The sequence below is a fragment of the Myxococcus sp. AM011 genome, assembly GCF_013372595.1.
GTDB lineage: Bacteria > Myxococcota > Myxococcia > Myxococcales > Myxococcaceae > Myxococcus > Myxococcus eversor.
Window position 1 is genome coordinate 61,010 of record NZ_JABXEM010000002.1, and the last position, 22,050, is coordinate 83,059.

14 protein-coding genes are annotated in these 22,050 nt (G+C 69.0%); 12 read left to right on the forward strand and 2 right to left on the reverse strand.

The annotated features are described in order from the left end of the window. Nucleotide 1: 1 nt before the first annotated feature. The 9 genes from ftsW to ftsZ all read left to right on the forward strand — a co-directional run bounded on the left by ftsW (nucleotide 2) and on the right by ftsZ (nucleotide 18,477). Nucleotides 2–1,165, forward strand: coding sequence for a putative lipid II flippase FtsW (ftsW, locus tag HUW62_RS00950; RefSeq protein WP_163865215.1), 1,164 nt, complete (start codon nucleotides 2–4; stop codon nucleotides 1,163–1,165). Then, a complete protein-coding gene (gene murG, locus HUW62_RS00955) occupies nucleotides 1,162–2,307 on the forward strand; it encodes an undecaprenyldiphospho-muramoylpentapeptide beta-N-acetylglucosaminyltransferase (protein WP_163865214.1) in 1,146 nt (381 codons plus the stop codon). Before ftsW ends, murG begins: the two co-directional genes overlap by 4 nt. After that, complete coding sequence (gene murC / locus HUW62_RS00960; protein WP_176433281.1) at nucleotides 2,304–3,722, forward strand: UDP-N-acetylmuramate--L-alanine ligase; 1,419 nt, start codon at nucleotides 2,304–2,306, stop codon at nucleotides 3,720–3,722. Before murG ends, murC begins: the two co-directional genes overlap by 4 nt. Before the next feature lie 5 nt (nucleotides 3,723–3,727). Next, entirely contained in the window at nucleotides 3,728–4,663 is a 936-nt protein-coding gene (gene murB / locus HUW62_RS00965) for a UDP-N-acetylmuramate dehydrogenase (protein ID WP_176433282.1), read from the forward strand. Then, nucleotides 4,660–5,616: a D-alanine--D-alanine ligase gene (locus tag HUW62_RS00970; protein WP_176433283.1), complete on the forward strand. Its 957-nt coding sequence runs from the start codon at nucleotides 4,660–4,662 to the stop codon at nucleotides 5,614–5,616. The genes murB and HUW62_RS00970 overlap by 4 nt, the downstream gene beginning before the upstream one ends. A 579-nt stretch (nucleotides 5,617–6,195) precedes the next feature. Next, nucleotides 6,196–7,050, forward strand: coding sequence for a cell division protein FtsQ/DivIB (locus HUW62_RS00975; RefSeq protein ID WP_163865210.1), 855 nt, complete (start codon nucleotides 6,196–6,198; stop codon nucleotides 7,048–7,050). Nucleotides 7,051–7,094: 44 nt separating this feature from the next. Next, nucleotides 7,095–8,327: a cell division protein FtsA gene (gene ftsA, locus HUW62_RS00980; RefSeq protein ID WP_141648320.1), complete on the forward strand. Its 1,233-nt coding sequence runs from the start codon at nucleotides 7,095–7,097 to the stop codon at nucleotides 8,325–8,327. Nucleotides 8,328–8,756: 429 nt separating this feature from the next. Then, a complete protein-coding gene (locus tag HUW62_RS00985) occupies nucleotides 8,757–16,808 on the forward strand; it encodes an Ig-like domain-containing protein (protein WP_255203148.1) in 8,052 nt (2,683 codons plus the stop codon). Between the two features lie 442 nt (nucleotides 16,809–17,250). Then, nucleotides 17,251–18,477, forward strand: coding sequence for a cell division protein FtsZ (gene ftsZ, locus HUW62_RS00990; protein ID WP_163865208.1), 1,227 nt, complete (start codon nucleotides 17,251–17,253; stop codon nucleotides 18,475–18,477). A gap of 16 nt (nucleotides 18,478–18,493) precedes the next feature. Here the strand turns inward: ftsZ and HUW62_RS00995 are convergent, their stop codons facing one another. Next, nucleotides 18,494–18,841 (reverse strand): hypothetical protein, encoded by a 348-nt coding sequence (locus tag HUW62_RS00995; RefSeq protein WP_141648356.1) that lies wholly within the window; start codon nucleotides 18,839–18,841, stop codon nucleotides 18,494–18,496. A 177-nt stretch (nucleotides 18,842–19,018) separates the two neighbouring features. On the opposite strand from HUW62_RS00995, the gene HUW62_RS01000 reads away from it, so the two are divergent. The 3 genes from HUW62_RS01000 to HUW62_RS01010 are packed head-to-tail and all read left to right on the forward strand — an operon-like array spanning nucleotide 19,019 to nucleotide 21,396. Beyond that, on the forward strand, nucleotides 19,019–20,371 hold the full coding sequence (locus HUW62_RS01000; protein ID WP_176433285.1) for an acetyl/propionyl/methylcrotonyl-CoA carboxylase subunit alpha: 1,353 nt from the start codon (nucleotides 19,019–19,021) through the stop codon (nucleotides 20,369–20,371). A gap of 42 nt (nucleotides 20,372–20,413) precedes the next feature. Continuing rightward, entirely contained in the window at nucleotides 20,414–20,626 is a 213-nt protein-coding gene (locus HUW62_RS01005) for a biotin/lipoyl-binding carrier protein (protein WP_141648351.1), read from the forward strand. Between the two features lie 5 nt (nucleotides 20,627–20,631). Beyond that, nucleotides 20,632–21,396, forward strand: coding sequence for an enoyl-CoA hydratase/isomerase family protein (locus HUW62_RS01010; RefSeq protein WP_163865496.1), 765 nt, complete (start codon nucleotides 20,632–20,634; stop codon nucleotides 21,394–21,396). 30 nt (nucleotides 21,397–21,426) lie between these two features. Here HUW62_RS01010 and HUW62_RS01015 read toward each other — a convergent pair whose 3' ends face one another. Continuing rightward, the gene (locus HUW62_RS01015; RefSeq protein ID WP_176433286.1) at nucleotides 21,427–22,020 is read right to left on the reverse strand and encodes a response regulator; all 594 of its coding nucleotides are present in this window, start codon (nucleotides 22,018–22,020) and stop codon (nucleotides 21,427–21,429) included. Between the last annotated feature and the right edge of the window lie 30 nt (nucleotides 22,021–22,050).

Consider the following 22,050-nt stretch of genomic DNA (forward strand, 5'->3'; position numbering starts at 1 on the left):
CATGAAGACCTCTCCTCCGTCGAACGCTCCCGTGCGGTTCGACCCCATCCTCCTGTGCGCCGTGCTCGGCCTCGTGACGATGGGCCTGGTGATGGTGTACTCGGCGAGCGCGGTGCTGGCGCAGGACAAGCTCGGCGACAGCCTCTACTTCTTCAAGCGACAGGTCACCGCGGCCGGCATCGGCCTGGTGGCGATGGCCGTGGCGATGAAGCTGGGCTGGCGCAAGCTGGCGCGCTTCGCCTATCCGCTGCTGCTCGCGGCGATTGTGTTGCTGGTGCTGGTGGCCATTCCCGGCATCGGCTCCACGGCCGGCGGCGCGCGGCGCTGGATTCGGCTGCCGGGCTTCAGCCTCCAGCCGGCCGAGGTCGCCAAGTTCGCGTGGGTCGTCTACCTGTCCTACTCGCTGGCGAAGAAGCGCGAGAAGGTGGCGACGTTCTCCGTGGGCTTCGTCCCGCATCTGGCGCTGTGCGGCATCCTGGTGATGCTTTGCATGCTCCAGCCCGACTTCGGCAGCAGCGTGCTGCTGGTGTTCATGTTGTTCGTGCTGCTGTTCGCCGCGGGCGCGAAGCTGAGCTACCTGGTCGGCTCCATCCTGCTCGCGCTGCCCATGGCGTACGTGGCGATTGCCTCCAGCCCGTACCGCATGAAGCGCATCCTGGCCTTCCTGGACCCGTGGGCGCACCGGCACGACGTGGGCTACCAGGTCGCCGAGTCCCTCATGTCCATCGGCTCCGGTGGCGTGGTGGGCCTGGGCCTGGGTGACGGCCGGCAGAAGCTCTTCTTCCTGCCAGAAGCGCACACCGACTTCATCTTCTCCATCCTCGGTGAGGAGACGGGACTGATTGGCGTGGGCGTGCTCGTGTCGCTCTACGGCCTCGTCCTGTGGCGCGGCGTGCGCGCGAGCCTCGCGGCCGGGGAGACCTTCGGTACGTACCTGGGGCTGGGCATCACCTCCATCATCGCCTTCCAGGCCACGGTGAACATGTGCGTGGCCATGGGGCTGCTGCCGACCAAGGGCCTGACGCTGCCGTTCGTCTCGTACGGCGGCACGTCACTGGTGGTGCTGATGGGCGCGGCGGGCGTGTTGTTGTCGTTGAGCGCCAGCGCGGAGGGCGCGCCTCGGAGCGCGCGTGCGGGTTCGGAACTCAGGGAGGTGGCGGCGTGAAGGTGCTCATCGCGGGGGGCGGCACCGGTGGTCATCTCTTCCCGGGCATCGCCCTGGCGGAAGAAGTGGTGACGCGTCACCACGCCAACGAAGTCGTCTTCGTGGGGACGGAGCGGGGCCTGGAGGCGCGCGTGGTTCCGCGCGAGGGCTATCCGCTGGAGCTGGTGAAGGTGCAGGGCCTGAAGGGCAAGGGCTTCTTCTCGCTCATCAAGGCGCTCGTCGCGCTGCCGCTGGCCTTCATCGAGTCGTTCCGCATCCTCGCCCGGCAGAAGCCGGACGTGGTGGTGGGCGTGGGCGGCTATGCGAGCGGGCCGGTCGTCCTGGCCGCGTGGCTGATGGGCATCCCCACCGCCATCCAGGAGCAGAACGCGCTGCCGGGCCTCACCAACAAGCTGTTGGGCAAGGTGGTGCGCGTGGTCTTCATCGCCTTCGATGAAGCGCGGCGCTTCTTTCCGGAGAAGAAGGTGCAGCTCATCGGCAACCCCATCCGCCGCAAGCTGATGGACAACTACCTGCGCAGCCACGTGGCGCACGAGAACTTCTCGGTGCTCGTCTTCGGCGGCAGCCTGGGCGCGCGCGGCATCAACCAGCGGATGTTGGAGGCGCTCGACTCGCTGGGGGACTTGAAGGAAGGCCTGCGCTTCGTGCACCAGACGGGGAAGAACGACCTGGAGACGGTGCGCAAGGGCTACGCGGACAAGGGCTTCCACGCGGACGTGGTGGAGTTCATCGACGACATGTCGAGCGCGTACGCGATGGCGGACCTGGTCATCTGTCGCGCCGGTGCCACCACGTTGGCGGAGCTGACGGTCTGCAAGAAGGCGAGCATCTTGATTCCCTTCCCGCACGCCACGGATGACCACCAGACGGTGAACGCGCGGGCGCTGGTGGACGCGGGCGCGGCGCTGATGTTCCAGGAGTCGGAGCTGACGGGCGCGAAGCTGGCGGAGACGCTGCGGACGCTGAAGTCGCAGCCGGAGCGGCTCAGGGGCATGGAGAAGAAGGCGGCCCTGCTGGGCCGTCCAGAGGCGGCGAAGGAGCTGGCGGACGTGTGTGTGGACCTGATGGTGCAGACCTGGGGCCCCACGGGCCGCGAGCGTCCCACCCCCGAGGCGAAGACGGCACCCAGGAGCAAGTCGTGACGAAGAACAAGCCCCCCAGCCTCTTCAAGACGCGGCACGCCGCGCAGGTGCACTTCGTGGGCATCGGCGGCATCGGCATGAGCGGCATCGCCGAGGTGCTCCTCAACCTGGGCTACCGGGTGTCCGGCTCCGACTTGAAGGAGAGCGATATCACCCGGCGCCTGACGCGCATGGGCGCCACCATCTTCGAGGGGCACAAGGCGCAGAACCTCGTCCAGGCGGACGTGGTGGTGATTTCATCCGCGGTGCGCAAGGACAATCCGGAGGTCGTCACCGCGCGCCAGCGGAAGATTCCCGTCATCCCCCGCGCGGAGATGCTCGCGGAGTTGATGCGGCTGAAGTACGCCGTCGCCGTCGCTGGCAGCCACGGCAAGACGACGACGACGTCCATGGTGGCCACCGTGCTGAGCGCGGCGGGGCTGGACCCGACGGCGGTGGTGGGCGGCAAGGTGAACGTGCTCGACTCCAACGCCAAGCTCGGCAAGAGCGAGCTGATGGTGGTGGAGGCGGACGAGAGCGACGGCAGCTTCCTCAAGCTGCACCCGTCCATCGCCATCGTCACCAACATCGACCCGGAGCACATGGACCACTACGGCTCGCTGGAGGTGCTCCAGACGGCTTTCGTGGAGTTCTGCAACCGGGTGCCCTTCTACGGCCTCAACGTGTTGTGCCTGGACAACCCCAACGTCCAGGCGCTCCTGCCGCGCATCGAGAAGCGCTTCGTCACCTACGGCAGCTCGCACATGGCGGACTACCGCCTGGAGAGCATTGCCCTGGACGGCTTCACCACCACGTTCCACGCGTTCCGCCGCGAGGAGGACCTGGGCGAGTTCCGCGTGCGCATGGTGGGCGCGCACAACGCCTTCAACGCGCTGGCTGTCATCGCCGTGGCTGAGGAGATGGACATTCCGCTGGAGACGGTGCGCACCGCGCTGGCCGAGTTCGGCGGTGTGCAGCGTCGCTTCACGGTGAAGGGCGAGGCCAAGGGCATCACCGTGGTGGACGACTACGGACACCACCCCACGGAGGTTCTGGCCACGCTGGCGGGTGCCCGGCGCGCCTTCGGTCGCCGCGTGGTGGTGGCCTTCCAGCCGCACCGCTACACGCGCACGCACGACTTGATGAAGGAGTTCACCACGTCGTTCAACGACGCGGATGTGCTCTTCGTCACCAACGTCTACGCGGCCGGCGAGGAGCCCATTCTGGGCGCCACCGGTGACGCGCTGGCGGAGGCCATCCGCGCGCACGGCCACCGCGACGTGACGTTCGTCCCCAAGCGCACGGACCTGCCGGCGGCGCTCCTGCCCCGGCTGCGCGAGGGGGACCTGGTGCTGACGCTCGGCGCGGGTGACATCACCCATGTGGGGCCGGACCTGCTCGGCCTGCTCGGCAACGCGGCTCCGGCGAAGGGCTAGCCGACATGGTGGAAGCAGGCGTGAAGACGGCGCTGGCGGCTCGCGTGGAGCGACTGCCGGACTGTGAAGTGAAGGCCGGCGAGCCGCTGGCTCCGCTCATCAGCGTCCGGGTGGGTGGCGCGGCGGAGGCGCTGGTGCGCCCGCGAACGCCCGATGCGCTCGTCGAATTGCTGAAGCTCGCGAGGGACGAAGGCGCGCCCGTGAGCATCCTCGGTGGTGGCGCCAATACGCTGGTGGGGGACGGTGGCGTGGCGGGTGTGACGGTGAAGCTGCCCGGGGACCTGTTCCCCGAGCTCATCGAGGTGGGGCCCGACGACGGGCTCATCACCCTGGGCGCGGGCGCGGCCATCGTGAAGCTCGTCAACGTGATGCGCGGCCAGGGGCTGGTGGGCGCGGAGTTCCTCGCGGGCATCCCAGGCACCCTGGGCGGCGCGGTGTCGATGAACGCGGGCACCAAGAACGGCGAGGCGTTCCGTGTCATCGAAGCCGTGGAGGTCGCGTCGCCCGATGGGGTGGGGTGGCTGAAGAAGGCGCAGATACCGCATGCGTACCGGCACTCGGAGCTGCCGCCCGGGGGCGTGGTGACGCGGGTTCGCTTCCGGCTGCCCAAGGGCGATGTCGCCGCCTCCAAGGTCGCGATGGACGCGGACCTGGGCTACCGCAAGCGGACGCAGCCGTTGAGCCAGCCGAACTTCGGCAGCGTCTTCACCAATCCCCCTGGAGACCATGCCGGGCGGTTGATTGAGCTGGTGGGCCTCAAGGGGCACACGCTGGGGCGGGCGCAGATTTCGACGCTGCACGCCAACTGGATTGTCAACCTGGGGGGGGCCACCGCCCGGGACGTGCTGGGGCTCATCACGCTGATGCGGACGCGTGTGCATGAGCACTCCGGTGTCGACATGAAACCCGAAGTCAAACGCGTGGGAGAGTTCCTGCCATGACAGCGAATCGCGGCGCCTTCTCGAAGGATGAACTCAAGAACAAGCGCGTGGGCGTGCTGTACGGCGGCCTGTCGTCCGAGCGCGAGGTGTCCCTGCGCACCGGCGCCGCCGTGGCGGGTGCGCTGCGCTCGCTGGGCTACGACGTGGTGGACATCGACGTGGGCAAGGACCTGCCCGCGCGCCTCATGGCGGAGAAGGTGGACGTGGCGTGGCTGGCGGTGCACGGCCGCTACGGCGAGGACGGCAGCCTCCAGGGACTGCTGGAGTCCATGTTCATTCCGTACACGGGAAGTGGCGTGCTCGCGTCCGCGCTGGCGATGGACAAGGTCTACGCGAAGCTCGTCTTCATCGCGCAGGGCATCCCCACGCCCGCGTACCGCGCCTTCGCCGACGAGGCGTCCGCGCTGGCGGCGGGGGACTCGCTAGGGTTTGCCTTCCCGGTGGTGGTGAAGCCCAGCCGCGAGGGCAGCAGCGTGGGCGTGCACATCTGCAAGGTGCGCGCGGACTACGACGCCGCCGTGAAGGACGCCGCGAAGTACGCGGGCACCTTGCTGGTGGAGCAGTTCGTCAAGGGACGTGAGGTGCAGGGTGGCGTGCTGGACGACGAGGCCCTGGGCGTCATCGAGGTCCGTGCCGCTCGCGAGTTCTACGACTACGACGCCAAGTACAAGGCGGGCACTGGCACCCAGTACCTCTTCCCCGCGCCGTTGCCGGAGGCTCAGTACGCGCGAGTGAACGAGGTGTGCCTGGGCGCGCACCGGGCCCTGGGTTGCGCGGGCGGCTCGCGCTCGGACGTCATCGTCACGGAGGCAGGCGAGGTGTTCCTCCTGGAGACGAACACGCTGCCGGGCATGACGGCCACCAGCCTCCTGCCCAAAATCGCGGCGGGTCGTGGCATCGACTTCCCGGCCCTGTGCGAGCGCCTGCTCCTGGGCGCGAGTCTCAAGTCCTAGAGAAGAGACGTTCAGCCTCGCTCCATCTCCGCGACGTCGGAGACCGCGAGGCGCCGAGGACCCTCGTTGCGCTCCTGTCTCGCGGGGACCTCCGTACGGGCCGCGGCGCGTTCCCATCGTCACGTCACGTGGAGGGGCGTCCGTCGTCACGCCTTCCTCCCGCGCCCGGGCTTTCGCGTCCGGGGTTGCCTCCCGCGTGACGACCACCGATGGCCACTCCCGGCGTGACCTGGTGGAATCGAGGGTGGGGCGTCGCGGTGGGGGACTCCGTCCGGCCCGTGGAAATCGTCCCAACGCCTGCGAGACGGCGGGGCCATCACCCTTCGTCAGGCGCCGACCCGGTGCGGGAGAGGTCCATCCATCCACTCGTCGACACATTCGGGCCTGCGTCCTGATAAAAAGCCTTCTTGAAATCCAGCGGCTTGAGGACGAAGGTCGTCAGCCCTTTGCCTGGGGCCCGCGTGGGGCGGGAGCCCGGCTTCCTCGACGACGTCGTGCGCGCTACAGCGACGTCGCTGTAGCCAAAAACTGGCGTGGGGATCCATCCGCGCGCAGCATGGGTCCCAGCGTTCCCACACCATGGCCTTCGGTCGAAGCAAAAATCGCCGCCGTCAAGACACTGCCCAGCGAAATGAGGCCGTGAAGAGCGTCGTGCGCTCGCAGGGCCCGGGCGTCATGAAGGTGGTCGCGCTGACGCTGGTGACGGGGTTGTTGGTGTGGGGCGGGGTGGAGCTGCGCCGGTGGGCGCTGGCATCGCCCCGGTTCGAACTGGCGGCGGTGTCCTTCACCGGCCTGCAGCGCGCATCGCGCGTGGAGCTGCTGCGCCTGGCGGCTTTGACGAAGGGTCAGAACCTCTGGACGTTGGAGGTGGGGGCGTTGGAGCGAGCCATGCTCCAGCACCCGTGGGTGAAGAAGGTGGACGTGACGCGGCGCTTCCCGAACCGGGTCTCCGTGGAGGTGTCCGAGCACGTCCCCGAGGCGCTGGCGGTGATGGGAGAGCTGTACGTGCTGGACGAAGAGGGCGAGCCCTTCAAGCGGGTGACGCCGGGGGACGGGCTGGATTTGCCGCTCGTCACCGGGGTGGACCGCGAGGGCTACGTGACGGACCCCGCCGTGGCGCGCCAGCGGTTCCAGGCGGCGCTCGAGGTGGCGCGGGCGTACGCGAAGGAGTCGCCGGGCAAGCCGGAGCGGCTGTCCGAGGTTCGGATGGACGGGCGGGACGTGACGCTGGTGGCCGCTTCCGGACAGGAAGTGCGCCTAGGCGAAGGAAATTCCGAAATCAAGCTGCAGCGGTTGGGCCGTGTCCGGCGCGAACTGGGCGCCAGGGGGCTTGCAGCGGAGATCATTCACCTGGATAACCGGGCCCGGCCCGGTTGGGTGGCGGTGAAGCTTTCGAGCCCCGTGTCCGAGAGGAACGGGAGCGCGAGGCAGTAAGAGGACGCCCCTTTCACGAGAGTGGGGGGCCTGGGAGGGTTGTCATGGCGAAGCAGAAGTCGGGGGAGATTATTGTCGGCCTCGACATCGGCACGACGAAGATTTGCGCCATCGTCGGGGAGCTGACCGACAGCGGTATCGACATCATCGGTATCGGGACGCATCCGTCGAAGGGGTTGCGCAAGGGCGTGGTGGTGAACATCGAGGCGACCGTCTCCTCCATCCGCCGCGCGATTGAAGAGGCGGAGCTGATGGCGGGCGCGGAGATCTCCCACGTCTACACGGGCATCGCCGGTGGCCACATCAAGGGCTTCAACTCCCAAGGCATCGTGGCGGTGAAGGACAAGGAGGTCCGCGAGGCGGACATCGCGCGCGTCATCGACGCGGCGAAGGCGGTGGCCATCCCCCTGGACCGGGAGGTCATCCACGTCCTGCCCCAGGAGTTCATCATCGATGACCAGGGCGGCATCAAGGAGCCCCTGGGCATGGCGGGCGTGCGCCTGGAGGCCAAGGTGCACATCGTCACGGGCGCCGTCTCCAGCGCGCAGAACATCGTCAAGTGCGCGAACCGGACGGGCCTGAATGTCTCCGACATCGTCCTGCAGCCGCTGGCGAGCGCCGAGGCGGTGCTGGGCGAGGACGAGAAGGAGCTGGGCGTGTGCCTCGTCGACATCGGCGGCGGCACCACGGACATCGCCATCTTCTCCGGCGGCTCCATCGTCCACACGGCGGTGATTGCGCTGGGCGGCAACAACCTCACCAGCGACATCGCCATCGGCCTGCGCACGCCGGCCCATGAGGCCGAGCGCATCAAGCAGAAGTACGGCTGCGCGCTGGCGTCGCTCATCAACAAGGACGACACGCTGGAGGTGCCGAGCGTGGGCGGTCGTCAGCCTCGCGTCCTCGGGCGGCAGATTCTGTGCGAAATCCTGGAGCCGCGCGTGGAGGAGATCTTCCAACTCGTGCACCGTGAGATTCAGAAGTGCGGCTACGAGGACCTGCTGGCCTCGGGCGTGGTGATTACGGGCGGCTCGACGTTGTTGGCGGGCATGCCGGAGCTGGCCGAGGAAGTGCTCGGGCTGCCGGTGCGCCGGGGCATGCCGCGCGGCATCGGCGGGTTGGTGGACGTGGTGAAGAGCCCCATGTACGCGACGGGCGTGGGCCTGGTGGTCTACGGCGCCAAGCACCTGGACCGGCGCATGTTCCGCATCCGCGAAGAGAACGTGTACAAGAAGGTGAAGGGCCGCATGCGCGAGTGGCTCGAGGAAATCTTCTAGCGCCTCGGGACGCAGCCGCGTCCTGGCGTCACGCGAAGGGGCTCTCCGGAAGGAGGGCCCCTTTTGCTTTTGGCGGTGCGCGTCACGGTTCTGCCCGACGCAGGGCCTTGGCTGACACGTCAACGGGGACCCGTCGCCCTGGGTTGACGGGTCAAAGCGAGCCCGCAAGGTCCTACCCAGGTGGGTCATTCGGTCCGGTTTCCAGAATCTGGATCCGTGATTCGGATCCACCGCTCCGTCTCAGAGGGGAGGGGCGAGGGACCCCCCCTGGGCCGGGGTAGGACCAGAAGTGGACGGAGGGTGGCTCCTGGATTGCTATGTGGGATCAGCGCCGCCCGGGCCCCACTTCACTCCGCGCGGCCCAGGCCTATGAAACCGAACCCACAAACTCCTACTTCGCTGGTCGAGTCGCGGCGCGTACGTGCTCGCTTGCCCGCCGTCGGCCTGCTGGCGCTCCTGTGTGCCGCGCTGGTGGCCCCCGCCGCGCATGCCTCGGCCGATACCTTCCACCTGGGTGACGGCTCGGATGGTGCGCTCACCGTCAACGCGCCCGGTACCATCGTCAACACCTATACGCGGGTGACGGCGTTGGTTCCGGCCGGCCAGAACTTCGTCGCGGTCGCCTCGTCGACGGGCTTCGCGGTGAACGACCTGGTGCTGGTGTACCAGTCGGCGGGCCTCACGGCGCCGGCCTCGGGCAGCCAGACGCCCATCGACCTGACCGCGGCCGGCAACGAGGCGGTGGGCCGGTGGCAGTTCGGGCGCGTGCAGGCGTTGACAGCGACGCGCCTCACCTTCACCGCGCCGCTCACGGTGGCCTTCGCGGCCAACACCGGGACGCAGGCCATCCGCGTTCCCGAGTACTCCACGGTGACTGTCAACGCGGCGGGAAGCCTCGTCGCCAGGCCGTGGGATGGAACCACGGGCGGCGTGCTCATCTTCCTGGCCACGGGCGCGGTGAACAACGCGGGCTCCATCTCCGCGACCAACACGGGCTTCCGCGGCGGCATCTTCTGGAATGGTGATGGGGATGGCTGCACCGGTCTCAACCAGACCTATCCGGGCGGCGCGCCGAAGGGCGAGGGCGCGGTGTTGGCGAGCTACGACAACACCTTCCCGTTCACTGCGGGAACGACGGGCTACGGCAACATCGCCAACGGCGCGGGCGGCGGCATCTGCCACAACTCGGGGGGTGGTGGCGGCGGCAGCGCGGGCGCGGGCGGCAAGGGTGGCCGGACGTGGAGTGGCGATACCATTCCCTCCCGTGACGTGGGCGGCCTGGGCGGCACGCGCATGGACTTCAGCGCGGTGGACAAGCTGCTCTTCGGTGGTGGTGGCGGTTCGGGCCACAGCAACGACGACTTTGGCGGCGGGGGCAGCGCCGCGGGCGGCATCGTGTTCATCCGCGCGGCCTCGCTGGCTGGCGCGGGGACGATTTCCTCCAATGGCGTGGCGGGTGAGAACGCTCGCGACGACGCCAACGACGCGGCGGGTGGCGGTGGCTCGGGTGGAACGATTTATCTGCGCTTCACTGGCGCGCTGACCTGCGGCGCCAACCAGGTGTCGGCGCGCGGTGGCAACGGCGGTAGCACGACCTTCGCGGAGCACGGCACGGGTGGTGGCGGTGGTGGTGGTCGCATCCTGCTCCAGGGCGGCACCGTGACCTGCTCCCCCGCTGTCACGGGCGGCACCCCTGGTACGCAGCCCACGGCGGGCGCTCCGGACGGCCTCACCTACGGCGCCATCGCGGGCAGCCCCGGTGTCATCACCATCCTGACGGGCCCCTTCGCGACGCCGACGGCTCCGGTGGTCGTGACGCCGGCCAACGGCTCCGTCACGGGTGTGCGTCCTCCCATCACCGGCACGGCGACCCCGAACTCCACGGTCATCATCTCCGTGGACGGCGTGGAGCTGGCGCGTGTCACGGCGGATGCCGCGGGCAACTTCACGTACACGCCGGTCGTGGACCTGACGACGGGCGCCCACACGGTGAATGCCGTGTCCGTGCTGAATGGCGCCTCGAGCGTGGTCAGCAACACCAACACCTTCACGGTCAACGCCGCGCTTCCTCCGCCGGTCGTCGTCACTCCGGCGAACAACGCGGTGCTCACGACGGCGCCGACACAAATCACCGGCACGGCGTCGGGCGGCGCCACGTCCGTGGTGCTCACCATCAACGGCACGACGTACCCGGCCGTCGCGGTGACGGGCGGTAACTGGACGTTCCCGATTCCCTTCGCGGTGCCGGACGGCGTCTACAACATCTCGGCCGTCTCGCAGGATGCGACCCGTACGAGCACGGCCACGACGTCCACCTTCACGGTGGACACGGCGACGACGGTGACTGTCACGACGCCCGCTGAGGGCGCGGTGCTGACCAACGGCGTGGTGACCTACTCGGGCACGGCGGAGCCGGGCGCCTCGGTGGCGGTGGTGGTGGATGGCGTCACGGTGGGTACGGTGACCGCGGCGGCGAACGGGAGCTGGTCGGTGCCGGTGGCCACTCCGCTGGCGGACGGGCCGCACTCGGTGACGGCGACGGCGACGGACGCCCAGAACCACACCGCGACGGACACGAACGCCTTCACGGTGGACACGGCGACGTCGGTGAGTGTCACGACGCCGGCCGAGGGCGTGGTGCTGACGAACCCGGTGGTGACGTACTCGGGTACGGCCGAGCCGGGTGCCTCGGTGGTGGTGGTGGTGGATGGCGTCACGGTGGGCACGGTGACCGCGGCGGCGAACGGCAGTTGGTCGGTGCCGGTGGCCGCGCCGCTGGCGGACGGGCCGCACTCGGTGACGGCCACGGCGACGGATGCGCTGAACCACACCGCGACGGACACGAATACCTTCACGGTGGACACGGGCACGTTCGTGAGCGTGACGACGCCGGCCGAGGGCGCGGTGCTGACGAACCGGATCGTGACGTACTCGGGTACGGCGGAGCCGGGCGCCACGGTGGTGGTGCGCGTCGATGGCACCACGGTGGGCACGGTGACGGTGCCCGCGAATGGAATCTGGTCGCTGCCGGTGGCCGCGCCGCTGGCGGACGGGCCGCACTCGGTGACGGCGACGGCGACGGATGCGCTGAACCACACCGCGACGGACACCAACGCCTTCACGGTGGACGCGACGACGAACGTGAGCATCACCACGCCGGCGGAGGGCTCGACCACGAGCAACCCGGTGGTGACGTACTCGGGTACGGGTGAGCCGGGCGCCACGGTGGTGGTGAGCGTCGATGGCACCACGGTGGGCACGGTGACGGTGCCCGCGAACGGCAACTGGTCGCTGCCGGTGGCGACGCCGCTGAGTGACGGGGCGCACACGGTGACGGCGACGGCGACGGACACGAATGGAAATACGGCGGCGGACACGAACGCCTTCACGGTGGACTCGGGCACGTCGGTGAGCATCACCACTCCGGCGGACGGCTCTACGGTGACCAACCCGGTCGTGACGTACTCGGGTACGGGTGAGCCGGGTGCCACGGTGACGGTGGTGGTGGACGGCACCACGGTGGGCACGGTGACGGTGCCGGCGAACGGCATCTGGTCGGTGCCGGTGGCGACGCCGCTGGGCGAGGGGCCGCACTCTGTGACGGCCACGTCGGAGGACACGAACGGCAACACGGCGTCGGACACGAACACCTTCACGGTGGACTCGACGACGAACGTGAGCATCACCACGCCGGCGGAGGGCGCGGTGCTGGATGACGGCGTGGTGACCTACTCGGGCACCGCGGAGCCGGGCGCCACGGTGACGGTGGTGGTGGACGGCGTCACCCTGGACACGGTGACGGCGGGCCCTGGCGGCGACTGGTCCCTGCCGGTGGCGACGCCGCTGGGCGAGGGTCCTCACACGGTGACGGCCACGGCGACGGATACGAGTGGCAACACGGCGTCGGACACGAACACCTTCACGGTGGACTCGACGACGAACGTGAGCATCACCGCTCCGGCGGACGGCGCGGTGCTGGACGACGGCGTGGTGACGTACTCGGGTACGGGTGAGCCGGGCGCCACGGTGACGGTGGTGGTGGACGGCACCACGGTGGGCACGGTGACGGTGCCGGCGAACGGCATCTGGTCGGTGCCGGGCGTCTCGACGCTGGGTGACGGACCTCACACGGTGACGGCCTCGGCGGAGGACGCCAACGGCAACACCGCGACGGACACGAACACCTTCACGGTGGACACCTCGACGAACGTCAACATCGTCTCGCCGGCGGATGGCTCGACGGTGGGCGACCCGATGGTGACGTACTCGGGTACGGCGGAGCCGGGCGCCACGGTGACGGTGGAAGTGGATGGCACGGTGGTGGGCACCACGACGGCGGCGGCGAACGGCAGTTGGTCGGTGCCGGGCAACTCGTCGCTGGCCGAGGGTCCTCACACGGTGACGGCCACGGCCGAGGATGCGAACGGCAACACCGCCACGGACACGAACAACTTCACGGTGAACACGTCGACGAACGTGAGCATCACCACTCCGGCGGACGGCTCGACGGTGAGCAACCCGGTGGTGACGTACTCGGGTACGGCGGAACCGGGCGCCACGGTGACGGTGGTGGTGGATGGCACCACGGTGGGCACGGTGACGGCGGGTGTCGACGGCAGCTGGTCGGTGCCGGTGTCCACGACGCTGACGGACGGCCCGCACACGGTGTCGGCCACCGCCGACGACGGCGAGGGCAACACCGCGACGGACACCAACACCTTCACGGTGGACACGGCCACGACGGTGAGCATCACCACGCCTGCCGAGGGCGCGGTGCTGACCAACGGAGTGGTGACGTACGTGGGCACCGCGGAGGCGGGCGCCACGGTGACTGTCACGGTGGATGGCACGGTGGTGGGCACGGTGACGGCGGCCGCGAACGGCTCCTGGACCTTGCCGGTGGCCGCGGCGCTGGCGGACGGTGCGCACTCGGTGACGGCCTCGGCGGAAGACACCGAGGGCAACACCGCGACGGACACCAACGCCTTCACGGTGGACGCGACGACGTCGGTGAGCATCACCACGCCGGCGGACGGCTCGACGGTGACCAACCCGGTCGTGACGTACTCGGGTACCACGGAGCCGGGCGCCACTGTCACGGTGGTGGTGGACGGCACCACGGTGGGCACGGCGACGGCGGGGGCCGACGGCACCTGGTCGGTGCCCGTGACGACGCCGCTGTTCGACGGGCCTCACACGGTGACGGCCACGGCGACGGATACGAGTGGCAACACCGCCACGGACACGAACACCTTCACGGTGGACTCCGTGCCGGACACGCGCATCACCGCGAGCCCGCCCGTGAACACCGCCAGCACCGACGCGGAGTTCAGCTTCAACTCCGTTACGGGAGACCCGCGTGACACCTTCGAGTGCTCGCTCGACGGCGCGCCCTTCGCCCTCTGCACCAGCCCCATCAACTTCACGGGCCTGCCCGAGGGAACGCACACCTTCCAGGTGCGCGCGGTGGACGCGGACGGCGACGTGGACCCCACGCCCGCCAACTTCATCTGGTCCATCGGCCTGGACACGGACGGCGACGGCCTGACGGACACGGAGGAGATTGCGATTGGCACGGACCCGAACAACCCGGACACGGACGGCGACGGGGTGTCGGACGGCATCGAGGTGGAAGTGGGCGGGACGGATCCGCTCGACGACGACTCGGATGACGACGGTCTGCTGGATGGCACCGAGGACAAGAACCACGACGGCATCGTCGACGCGGACGAGACCGACCCGAACGAGGCGGACACGGACGGCGACGGCATCCAGGACGGCACGGAGCTGGGCCTCACCGAGGGCGAGGGCTCGGACACCGACGCCACCGTCTTCATCCCCGATGCGGACCCGACCACCGTGACGAACCCCCTCAACCCGGACACGGACGGCGGCAGCGTGCGTGACGGCGTGGAGGACGCGAACCACAACGGCCGCATCGACCCGGGCGAGACGGACCCGAACCTGGCCGCGGACGACGTGGACTCCGACCTGGACGGCGTGAGCGACGAGCGCGAAATCGAGCTCGGCATGGACCCGCATGACGCCGACAGCGACGACGACGGCGTGCCGGATGGCCAGGAGGCCCTCACCGACACGGATGGGGACGGCATCATCGACGCGTTGGATCCGGACAGCGACAACGACGGCATCAACGACGGTACCGAGCGCGGCGTGACGCGGGAGACGGCGCCTCCGGGCACCAACGTCGACTCGCCGAACTTCGTGCCGGACCTGGACCCGAGCACCACCACCGACCCGAGGAACCCGGACACGGATGGTGACGGCCTGAACGATGGCCGCGAGGACGCGGACCACAACGGCCGCGTGGACGCCACGGAGACCAACCCGAACGACGCCGACACGGACGACGATGGTCTGAACGACGGCGTGGAAGTCCTGGGCTCCAACGCGACCAACCCCCTCAACCCGGACACCGACGGTGACGGCCTGAACGACGGCCGCGAGGACGCCAACCACAACGGCGGCTTCGACAACGGCGAGACGGACCCGAACAACCGCGACACCGACGCGGGTGGCGCGAGCGACGGTGAAGAGGTCAACGGCGGCACCAACCCGCTGGTCGGCGATGACGACTTCATCGTCGTGGGCCGTGGTTGCAGCACGGGCGGAGCGGGCACCTTCGCGCCGCTGGCGCTGCTGTTCCTGGCGCTGCCCCTGTTCGGTCGCCTCCGCCGCGTGGCGGGGCGCTCGTCGCGGGGCGTGGCGGCGGCCGTCACCGGAGGCCTGGTCCTCGCGGGGACGCTCGCGGCGCAGCCTGCCCACGCGCAGGTGACGACGCCGGGCCCCGTGTCGCAGTCCATCGACGTGCAGCGCTTCAAGCCGGGTCCGGGCGCCGAGGACATCCTCGGCATCCACAGCGCCCGCGTGCAGCGCCACCTGGGGTTGAACCTCGGCCTGTCGCTCAACTACGGGAGCAAGCCGCTCAACTTCCTGGACCCTCGCTCGGACCGGTTCATCACCGCGCTGGTGAGCCGTCAGCTGGGCATCGACCTGATGGGCGCGGTGGGTCTGTTCGACCGCTTCGAAATCGGCGTGATTCTGCCCGTGACGATTCAGGGCTCGGACCCCGCTCCGCAGGTGGACGCGTCCTTCTCCCAGGGCGTGGGCGGCGGTGGTATCGGCGACCTGCGCCTGGTTCCGAAGGCGCGCCTGATTGATGGGGAGCGCTTCGGCCTCGCGCTGGTGGTGCCGGTGACGCTGCCCACGGCGGGTGGCAACGACTTCCTCGGAAGCTCCGGGGTGGGCGTGCAGCCCAAGCTGGTGGCCGAGTACGGTGAGAAGGTCCGCTTCGCCGCCAACGTCGGCGTGGACATCCGCGAGAAGCAGGTGCTGCGCAACCTGACGGCGGGCAACGCGTTCACCTACGGCCTGGGCACGGAGATTCCCTTCACGCTGGGCCGGGTGCCGCTGGCCGCCGAGGCGACGGTGATTGGCGCCATCGGTCTGGACGAGCAGGACTCCGAGGAGAGCCCGCTGGAGCTGCTGGCCGCGCTGAAGTACCGCGCGGTGAGCGGTTTCACGGCGCACCTGGGCGGTGGACCGGGCCTCACCCGGGGCTACGGCACGCCGGGCTACCGGCTGCTGGCGGGCTTCGGCTACAGCCCTCCGCCCGAGCCGAAGAAGGCGGCGCCGCCTCCGCCCGTGGACACGGACGGCGACGGCCTCTACGACCCGGACGACCAGTGCCCCACGCAGCCCGAGGACAAGGACGGCTTCCAGGACGCGGATGGCTGCCCGGACCCGGACAATGACCAGGACGGCATCCTCGACGGCGACGACAAGTGCGTGAACGAGCCGGAGACGAAGAACGGCTTCCAGGACGAGGACGGGTGCCCGGACGAGGCTCCGCCCGTGGACACGGACGGCGACGGCATCTTCGACCCGGACGACAAGTGCCCGAACCAGCCCGAGGACAAGGACGGCTTCCAGGACGCGGATGGCTGCCCGGACCCGGACAACGACAAGGACGGCATCCCGGACGTCGCGGACAAGTGCCCGCTGGAGCCGGAGGTCATCAACGGCGTGGCGGACGAGGACGGCTGCCCCGACAAGGGCAAGGTGAAGGTCCAGGTGGATGGCGAGCGCATCCTCATCCTGGAGAAGGTCTACTTCGCCACGGGCAAGGACATCATCCTCCCGCGCTCCTTCCCGCTGCTGAAACAGGTGGCCGCGGTGCTGCGCGCCAACCCGCAGGTGGAGCTGCTTCGGGTGGAAGGCCACACGGATGACCAGGGCAACGACGCGTCCAACCTGGACCTGTCCAAGCGCCGGGCCGCCAACGTGCGCGCCTTCCTGGTGAAGGAGGGCATCGACGCCGCCCGCCTGGAGTCGCAGGGCTACGGCGAGACGAAGCCCGTCGACAGCAACAAGTCGGCGAAGGGCCGCGAGAACAACCGCCGCGTGGAGTTCAACATCGTCCGCATCGGCAAGGTGGAAGTGGAGCGCCCGAGCCCCTGATGTCGCCGCGCCGCCCCGGGCGCCCACCGCGGTGCCCCGGGGCTGACAGCCGAAGTCGTTGACCCGAGGGTGGTTCCGGCAAGTCGTCCGGAGCCGCCCTCTGTTTTTCGCGCGAGGGTCGTCCGCCACCCGGAGTCGGAGGCGCGTGACGCTCCGTGAAGACCCTGCACGTGTGTCGTGGAACAGGGGGGAAAGGGGTGGCGCCAACGCGGGGAGACCTGCCAGGGTGAGCCGTCAGGCGCGAGTCAAGGGGCGAAGTGGACCCGCCACGCCACGCTGCTTGCTTTCGGGGCCGCTGCGTAAGTCCGCGTCAGGACTCGGCGCGGTGCCATCCCGCTACATGTGCGTAGCGGAATACTTGCCAAAGATCCCGACTTGCTGATGATTGCGGAGGTTGGAGGCTTGCGCGCTGCACCGCGTGACGCCCGCCGAAAGGACCGCCATGGACCAGTTCGATCAGAACAAGCAGGCCGCCAAGATTCGGGTCGTAGGGGCGGGTGGGGCCGGCTGCAACGCGGTCAACACGATGATTCTGTCCAAGCTGGAGCGCGTGGACTTCATCGCCGCCAACACCGATATCCAGGCGCTGGCCGCCAGCAAGGCGCCCACGCGGCTGCAACTGGGCCAGACGCTGACCAAGGGCCTGGGCGCTGGCGCCAACCCGGAGATGGGTCGCGAGGCCGCGCTTGAGTCGCGAGATCAGATTGCCGCGGTGCTCGAGGGCGCCGACATGGTCTTCGTCACGGCGGGCATGGGCGGCGGCACCGGCACGGGCGCGGCGCCCATCATCGCCGACATCGCCAAGAGCCTGGGTTGCCTCACGGTGGGCGTCGTCACCAAGCCCTTCCTCTTCGAGGGCAACAAGCGCCGCAAGCAGGCCGAGCAGGGCATCGTCGAGCTCAAGGCCGCGGTGGACACGCTCATCACCATTCCGAACCAGCGCCTGCTGTCGCTCTCCAACGAGCCCATGCCGCTGTTGGAGACCTTCAAGCGCGCGGACGCGGTGCTGCTGAATGCCGTGCAGGGCATCAGCGACCTCATCCAGTACCACGGCTACATCAACGTCGACTTCGCCGACGTGAAGACCATCATGAGCGACAAGGGCCTGGCGCTCATGGGCACGGGCCACTCGTCGGGTGACAAGCGCGCGCTCAACGCCATGCAGCAGGCCATCTCCAGTCCGCTGCTGGAGGACGTCTCCATCGATGGCGCCACGGGCCTGCTCATCAACATCACCGGCGGCCGGGACATGACGCTCCAGGAGGTCAACGAGGCGTTGACCCTGGTCCACGACGCGGCGGACAGCGAGGCGGAGATCATCTTCGGTTCGCTCATCGACGAACAGATTCAGGATGAGGTGAAGATCACCATCATCGCCACGGGCTTCGTGCACCGCGACGCGCCCAAGGTGCGCATGGTGACGCCGGCGGTTCAGGTCCCCCTGGCGCGGCCCGCGCAGCAGTCGGTGCTCATCCACAACGCGCGCGAGGAGGTGGCCAGCCTGGTCCCCGCGAAGAGCGGCGCCTCCCGCCCGATGTCGACGGTGGACAACAGCAAGTCCGTCAGCAACCGGACGTCCGTGGTGAAGGACTCCGCGCTCCCGTTGGATGAGGACCAGTTCGACATCCCCACCTTCCTGCGCCGCCAGGGGCAGACCGAGCTCCCGTAGCGGCAGCGGGGCGGCGCTAGCGGGCGGGCAGTCGCGCCACGCTGGCTTCGTCGCGGCCGGCCAGCTTGTCCGCGCGGGTGAAGAGCGTATCCAGCTCTTCGTAGAGCGCGTCGATGCGCTCCTGCTTGCGGGGTGCCGGAATCACGCCGCCACCGGCCAGCTCCTCCAGCCGGGCGCTGGCGCGCTGCAGCAACTGGAGCGCCTTGAGGAGCGACAGCCCTCGGCGCGTGCCTTCCTGGGTGAACAGCGTGCCGCTCTGCGTGAGCGCTTCGAGCGTGCCTCGGACGCTGCGGACGCGGTCCGACTGGCGGGTCCGGTAGAGGTCCAACCGACGCGCGCGGCGAGCGCCATGGAGGTCGACCACGCCAACGCCGGTGCCTAAGGAAGAGGTGGGCTTCACGGTGTGGCAAGGTACGTCATGCCTTCGTAGAGCCGCAAATTTACTGGACTGTAGGGACCTGTTGCACGCCTGCTCGCGCCCTTGTCAGGGAGGGGGGCGGGGGTTAGGTTCGCCGCCCTTTCGCACACGAGGGCATGCGCCATGTTCCAGAAGTTGCTCATCGCCAACCGGGGTGAAATCGCGCGTCGGATTGGCGCGGCGGCCCGGCAGATGGGGCTCAAGACGGTGGCCGTGTACTCGGACCCGGACGTGGAGCTGCCGTTCGTGAAGGAAGCGGACGAGGCCGTGCGCATCGGCCCCGCTCCCGCGAAGGACAGCTACCTGAGCATCCCGGCGATTCTGGAGGCCGCGAAGAAGACGGGCGCCGAGGCAGTGCACCCCGGCTACGGGTTTCTGTCCGAAAACGGAGACTTCGCCCAGGCGTGCAAGGACGCGGGGCTCATCTTCGTGGGTCCGCCGCCGGAGGCCATGGCGCGGATGAAGGACAAGAGCCAGGCGCGCAAGCTGGTGTCCGCGGCGGGCGTCCCGGTGGTGCCCGGCAGCGAGGGCCTGGTGCCAGACGTGGCCACCGCGCTGTCCGAGGCGGAGCGCATCGGCTACCCGGTGTTGTGCAAGGCGGCGGGTGGCGGCGGCGGCATCGGCATGGCGGCGGCGAACAACCCCGCGGAGCTGGAGAAGGTGTTCCGCCAGTGCACGGACCGGGCGAAGTCCGCCTTCGGCCGTGAGGGCGTGTACCTGGAGCGCTACTTCCCGGCGCCTCGCCACATCGAGGTGCAGATTCTGGGGGACCACCACGGCCACCTCATCCACTGCCTGGAGCGCGAGTGCTCCATCCAGCGGCGCCACCAGAAGGTGGTGGAGGAGGCGCCGTCCGTGCTGTTCGCGGACGGGAAGAACGCGGAGCTGTCCCAGAAGCTCTTCACGGCGGCCGTCACCGCGGCCAAGACGTTCGGCTATGCGAACGCGGGCACGGTGGAGTTCCTGTACTCGGACGGGCAGGTCTACTTCATCGAGATGAACGCGCGCCTCCAGGTGGAGCACCCGGTGACGGAGCTGACCACGGGGCTGGACCTCATCGGCTGGCAGCTGCGCATCGCCGCGGGCGAGCACCTCACGGTGAAGCAGGAGGACGTGGTGCGGCGCGGGGCGGCGTTGGAGTTCCGCATCTACGCGGAGGACCCGGTGAAGTTCTTCCCGTCGCCGGGGCCGCTGAAGGTGTTCCAGCCGCCCACGGGCGAGGGCGTGCGGCTGGACGCCGGCTACGCCGAGGGCAACACAGTCACGCCGAACTACGACCCGCTCATCGCCAAGCTCATCATCTCCGGCGCCACGCGCGCGGAGGCGATTGAGCGCTCGGTGACGGCGCTCCAGTCGTTCCGCATCGAAGGCATCAAGACGAACATCCCGCTCCACCTGCGAATCGTTCAGGATGCGGCCTTCAAGGCCGGCGAGCTGGATACTCATTTCCTGGAGCATCACGCCAAGCCGGCGTAGTGGCAGGCTCCTGTTTCATCACCCCTGCGGAGGAACGGACTCATGGCGGACGTTGCGGCGCATATCACTGGCACCGTGTGGAAGATCGAGGTGCAGGTCGGCCAGCAAGTCAAAGAGGGCGACACGCTGGTCATCCTCGAGTCCATGAAGATGGAGATGCCGGTGGAGACGACCGAGGCCGGCACCGTGAAGGAGATTCGTTGCAAGGAGGCTCAGTCCGTCAACGAGGGTGATGTCCTCGTGGTGCTCGGGTAGTCGTGGTGGAGCCCTCGGTGGAGGTGGAAGACCGCGAGGGCGGCGTACGGGTGTTGACGTTGTCCAACCCGGCCCGGCGCAACGCGCTGAATGACGCGATGCTGGCCCGGTTGGACGCGGCGCTGGAGCCCGCTCCGCACGTGCGAGTGCTGCTGGTGCGGGGCGCGGGCGGCACCTTCTGCGCGGGCTATGACTTGACGCACCTGGGGCCACCGGGGGCGGACGGGCGCCTGCCGGATGACGCGCTGGTGGAGTGTCTGCTCAAGCTTGAGCACCACCCGGTACCCAGCGTGGCGTTGGTGCAGGGCGCGGCGGTGGGCGCGGGGTTCGATTTGGCGGCCTCGTGCGATTTCCGGGTGGGCGCGCCGGACACCGTCTTCCTCATGCCTCCGGCGAAGCTGGGCATCGTCTACTCGCCGGAAGGCCTGGCTCGGGCGACGCGGCTGGTGGGGTTGTCCCGGGCGAAGCAGCTCTTCCTCACGGCGCGCAAGCTGGATGCGCGTGAGGCGCTGGACTGGGGACTGCTCGACGTGTGCGAGGGGGACGCGGAGGTGCGGGCCCTCGCGCTGTGCGCGACGCTGGCGGGCCATGCGCCTGGCGCGGTGTCGGGGATGAAGGAGTCGTTCGGAATGCTGTCGCGGGCGCCACTGGGTGACGCGGAGCAGGCGCGGCTCAGGGTGCTTCGCGCGACGGCGTTCGGTAGCGAGGATGCGAAGGAAGGGCGTGCGGCCTTCCTGGAGAAGCGTCCGCCCCGCTTCACCGGCCGCTAGTCACGCGGCCGGCGAGGCGGTGTCGGGGCTTCAGGTGTCGCCGAACAGCTCGCCCATGCGCAGTTGCAGCGCCGAGGCAATCTTGTAGAGCGACGAGATGGACGCGGAGGACTCCGCGCGCTCAATCTGGGGCAGCAGTGACACGGACAAGCCGGTGCGTCGCGCGAGTTGCTTGAGGGTGAGCTCTTGCGTCTTGCGCGCGTCGCGGATGGTGCGACCGATGGCGCGGTGCAGGTCCGCCTCCGGGTCCTGTGACAAGCCCTTCTTCTGGAGGGCGTTGCGGACCGCGGTGATGAACTGCTCCGGCTCCATGGGCTTCTTGACGTAGTCGGAAGCCTGGGCCTTGAGCGAAGCGACCGCCGTATCCACCGTGGGGTACGCGGTGGCGACGATGACGGCAACGTCCGTATCGTACTTGCGGATCTGCTCCAGCACCTCGGTCCCCGACATCTGCGGCATCATCATGTCGAGGATGACGAGGTGGAAGTCGGAACCACGGAGGATCTCCACCGTCTGGGTGGGGTCCGTCGTGGTCACGACCTCGTAGCCTTCGCGGGTCAGCACCAGCTTGAGGTAGTCGCAGTTGTCCTGCTCGTCATCAACCACCAGGATGCGAATCTGCACAGCGTCTCCTCGCTGCAGGTGAACTTCGTC

Bases quoted from the DNA above. Each gene is read 5' to 3' on its own strand.
- HUW62_RS00975 (WP_163865210.1), top strand. From the start codon at position 6,196: ATGGCCTTCGGTCGAAGCAAAAATCGCCGCCGTCAAGACACTGCCCAG.
- HUW62_RS01005 (WP_141648351.1), top strand. From the start codon at position 20,414: ATGGCGGACGTTGCGGCGCATATCACTGGCACCGTGTGGAAGATCGAG.
- ftsW (WP_163865215.1), top strand. From the start codon at position 2: ATGAAGACCTCTCCTCCGTCGAACGCTCCCGTGCGGTTCGACCCCATC.
- HUW62_RS00970 (WP_176433283.1), top strand. From the start codon at position 4,660: ATGACAGCGAATCGCGGCGCCTTCTCGAAGGATGAACTCAAGAACAAG.
- HUW62_RS01000 (WP_176433285.1), top strand. From the start codon at position 19,019: ATGTTCCAGAAGTTGCTCATCGCCAACCGGGGTGAAATCGCGCGTCGG.
- ftsA (WP_141648320.1), top strand. From the start codon at position 7,095: ATGGCGAAGCAGAAGTCGGGGGAGATTATTGTCGGCCTCGACATCGGC.
- ftsZ (WP_163865208.1), top strand. From the start codon at position 17,251: ATGGACCAGTTCGATCAGAACAAGCAGGCCGCCAAGATTCGGGTCGTA.
- murB (WP_176433282.1), top strand. From the start codon at position 3,728: ATGGTGGAAGCAGGCGTGAAGACGGCGCTGGCGGCTCGCGTGGAGCGA.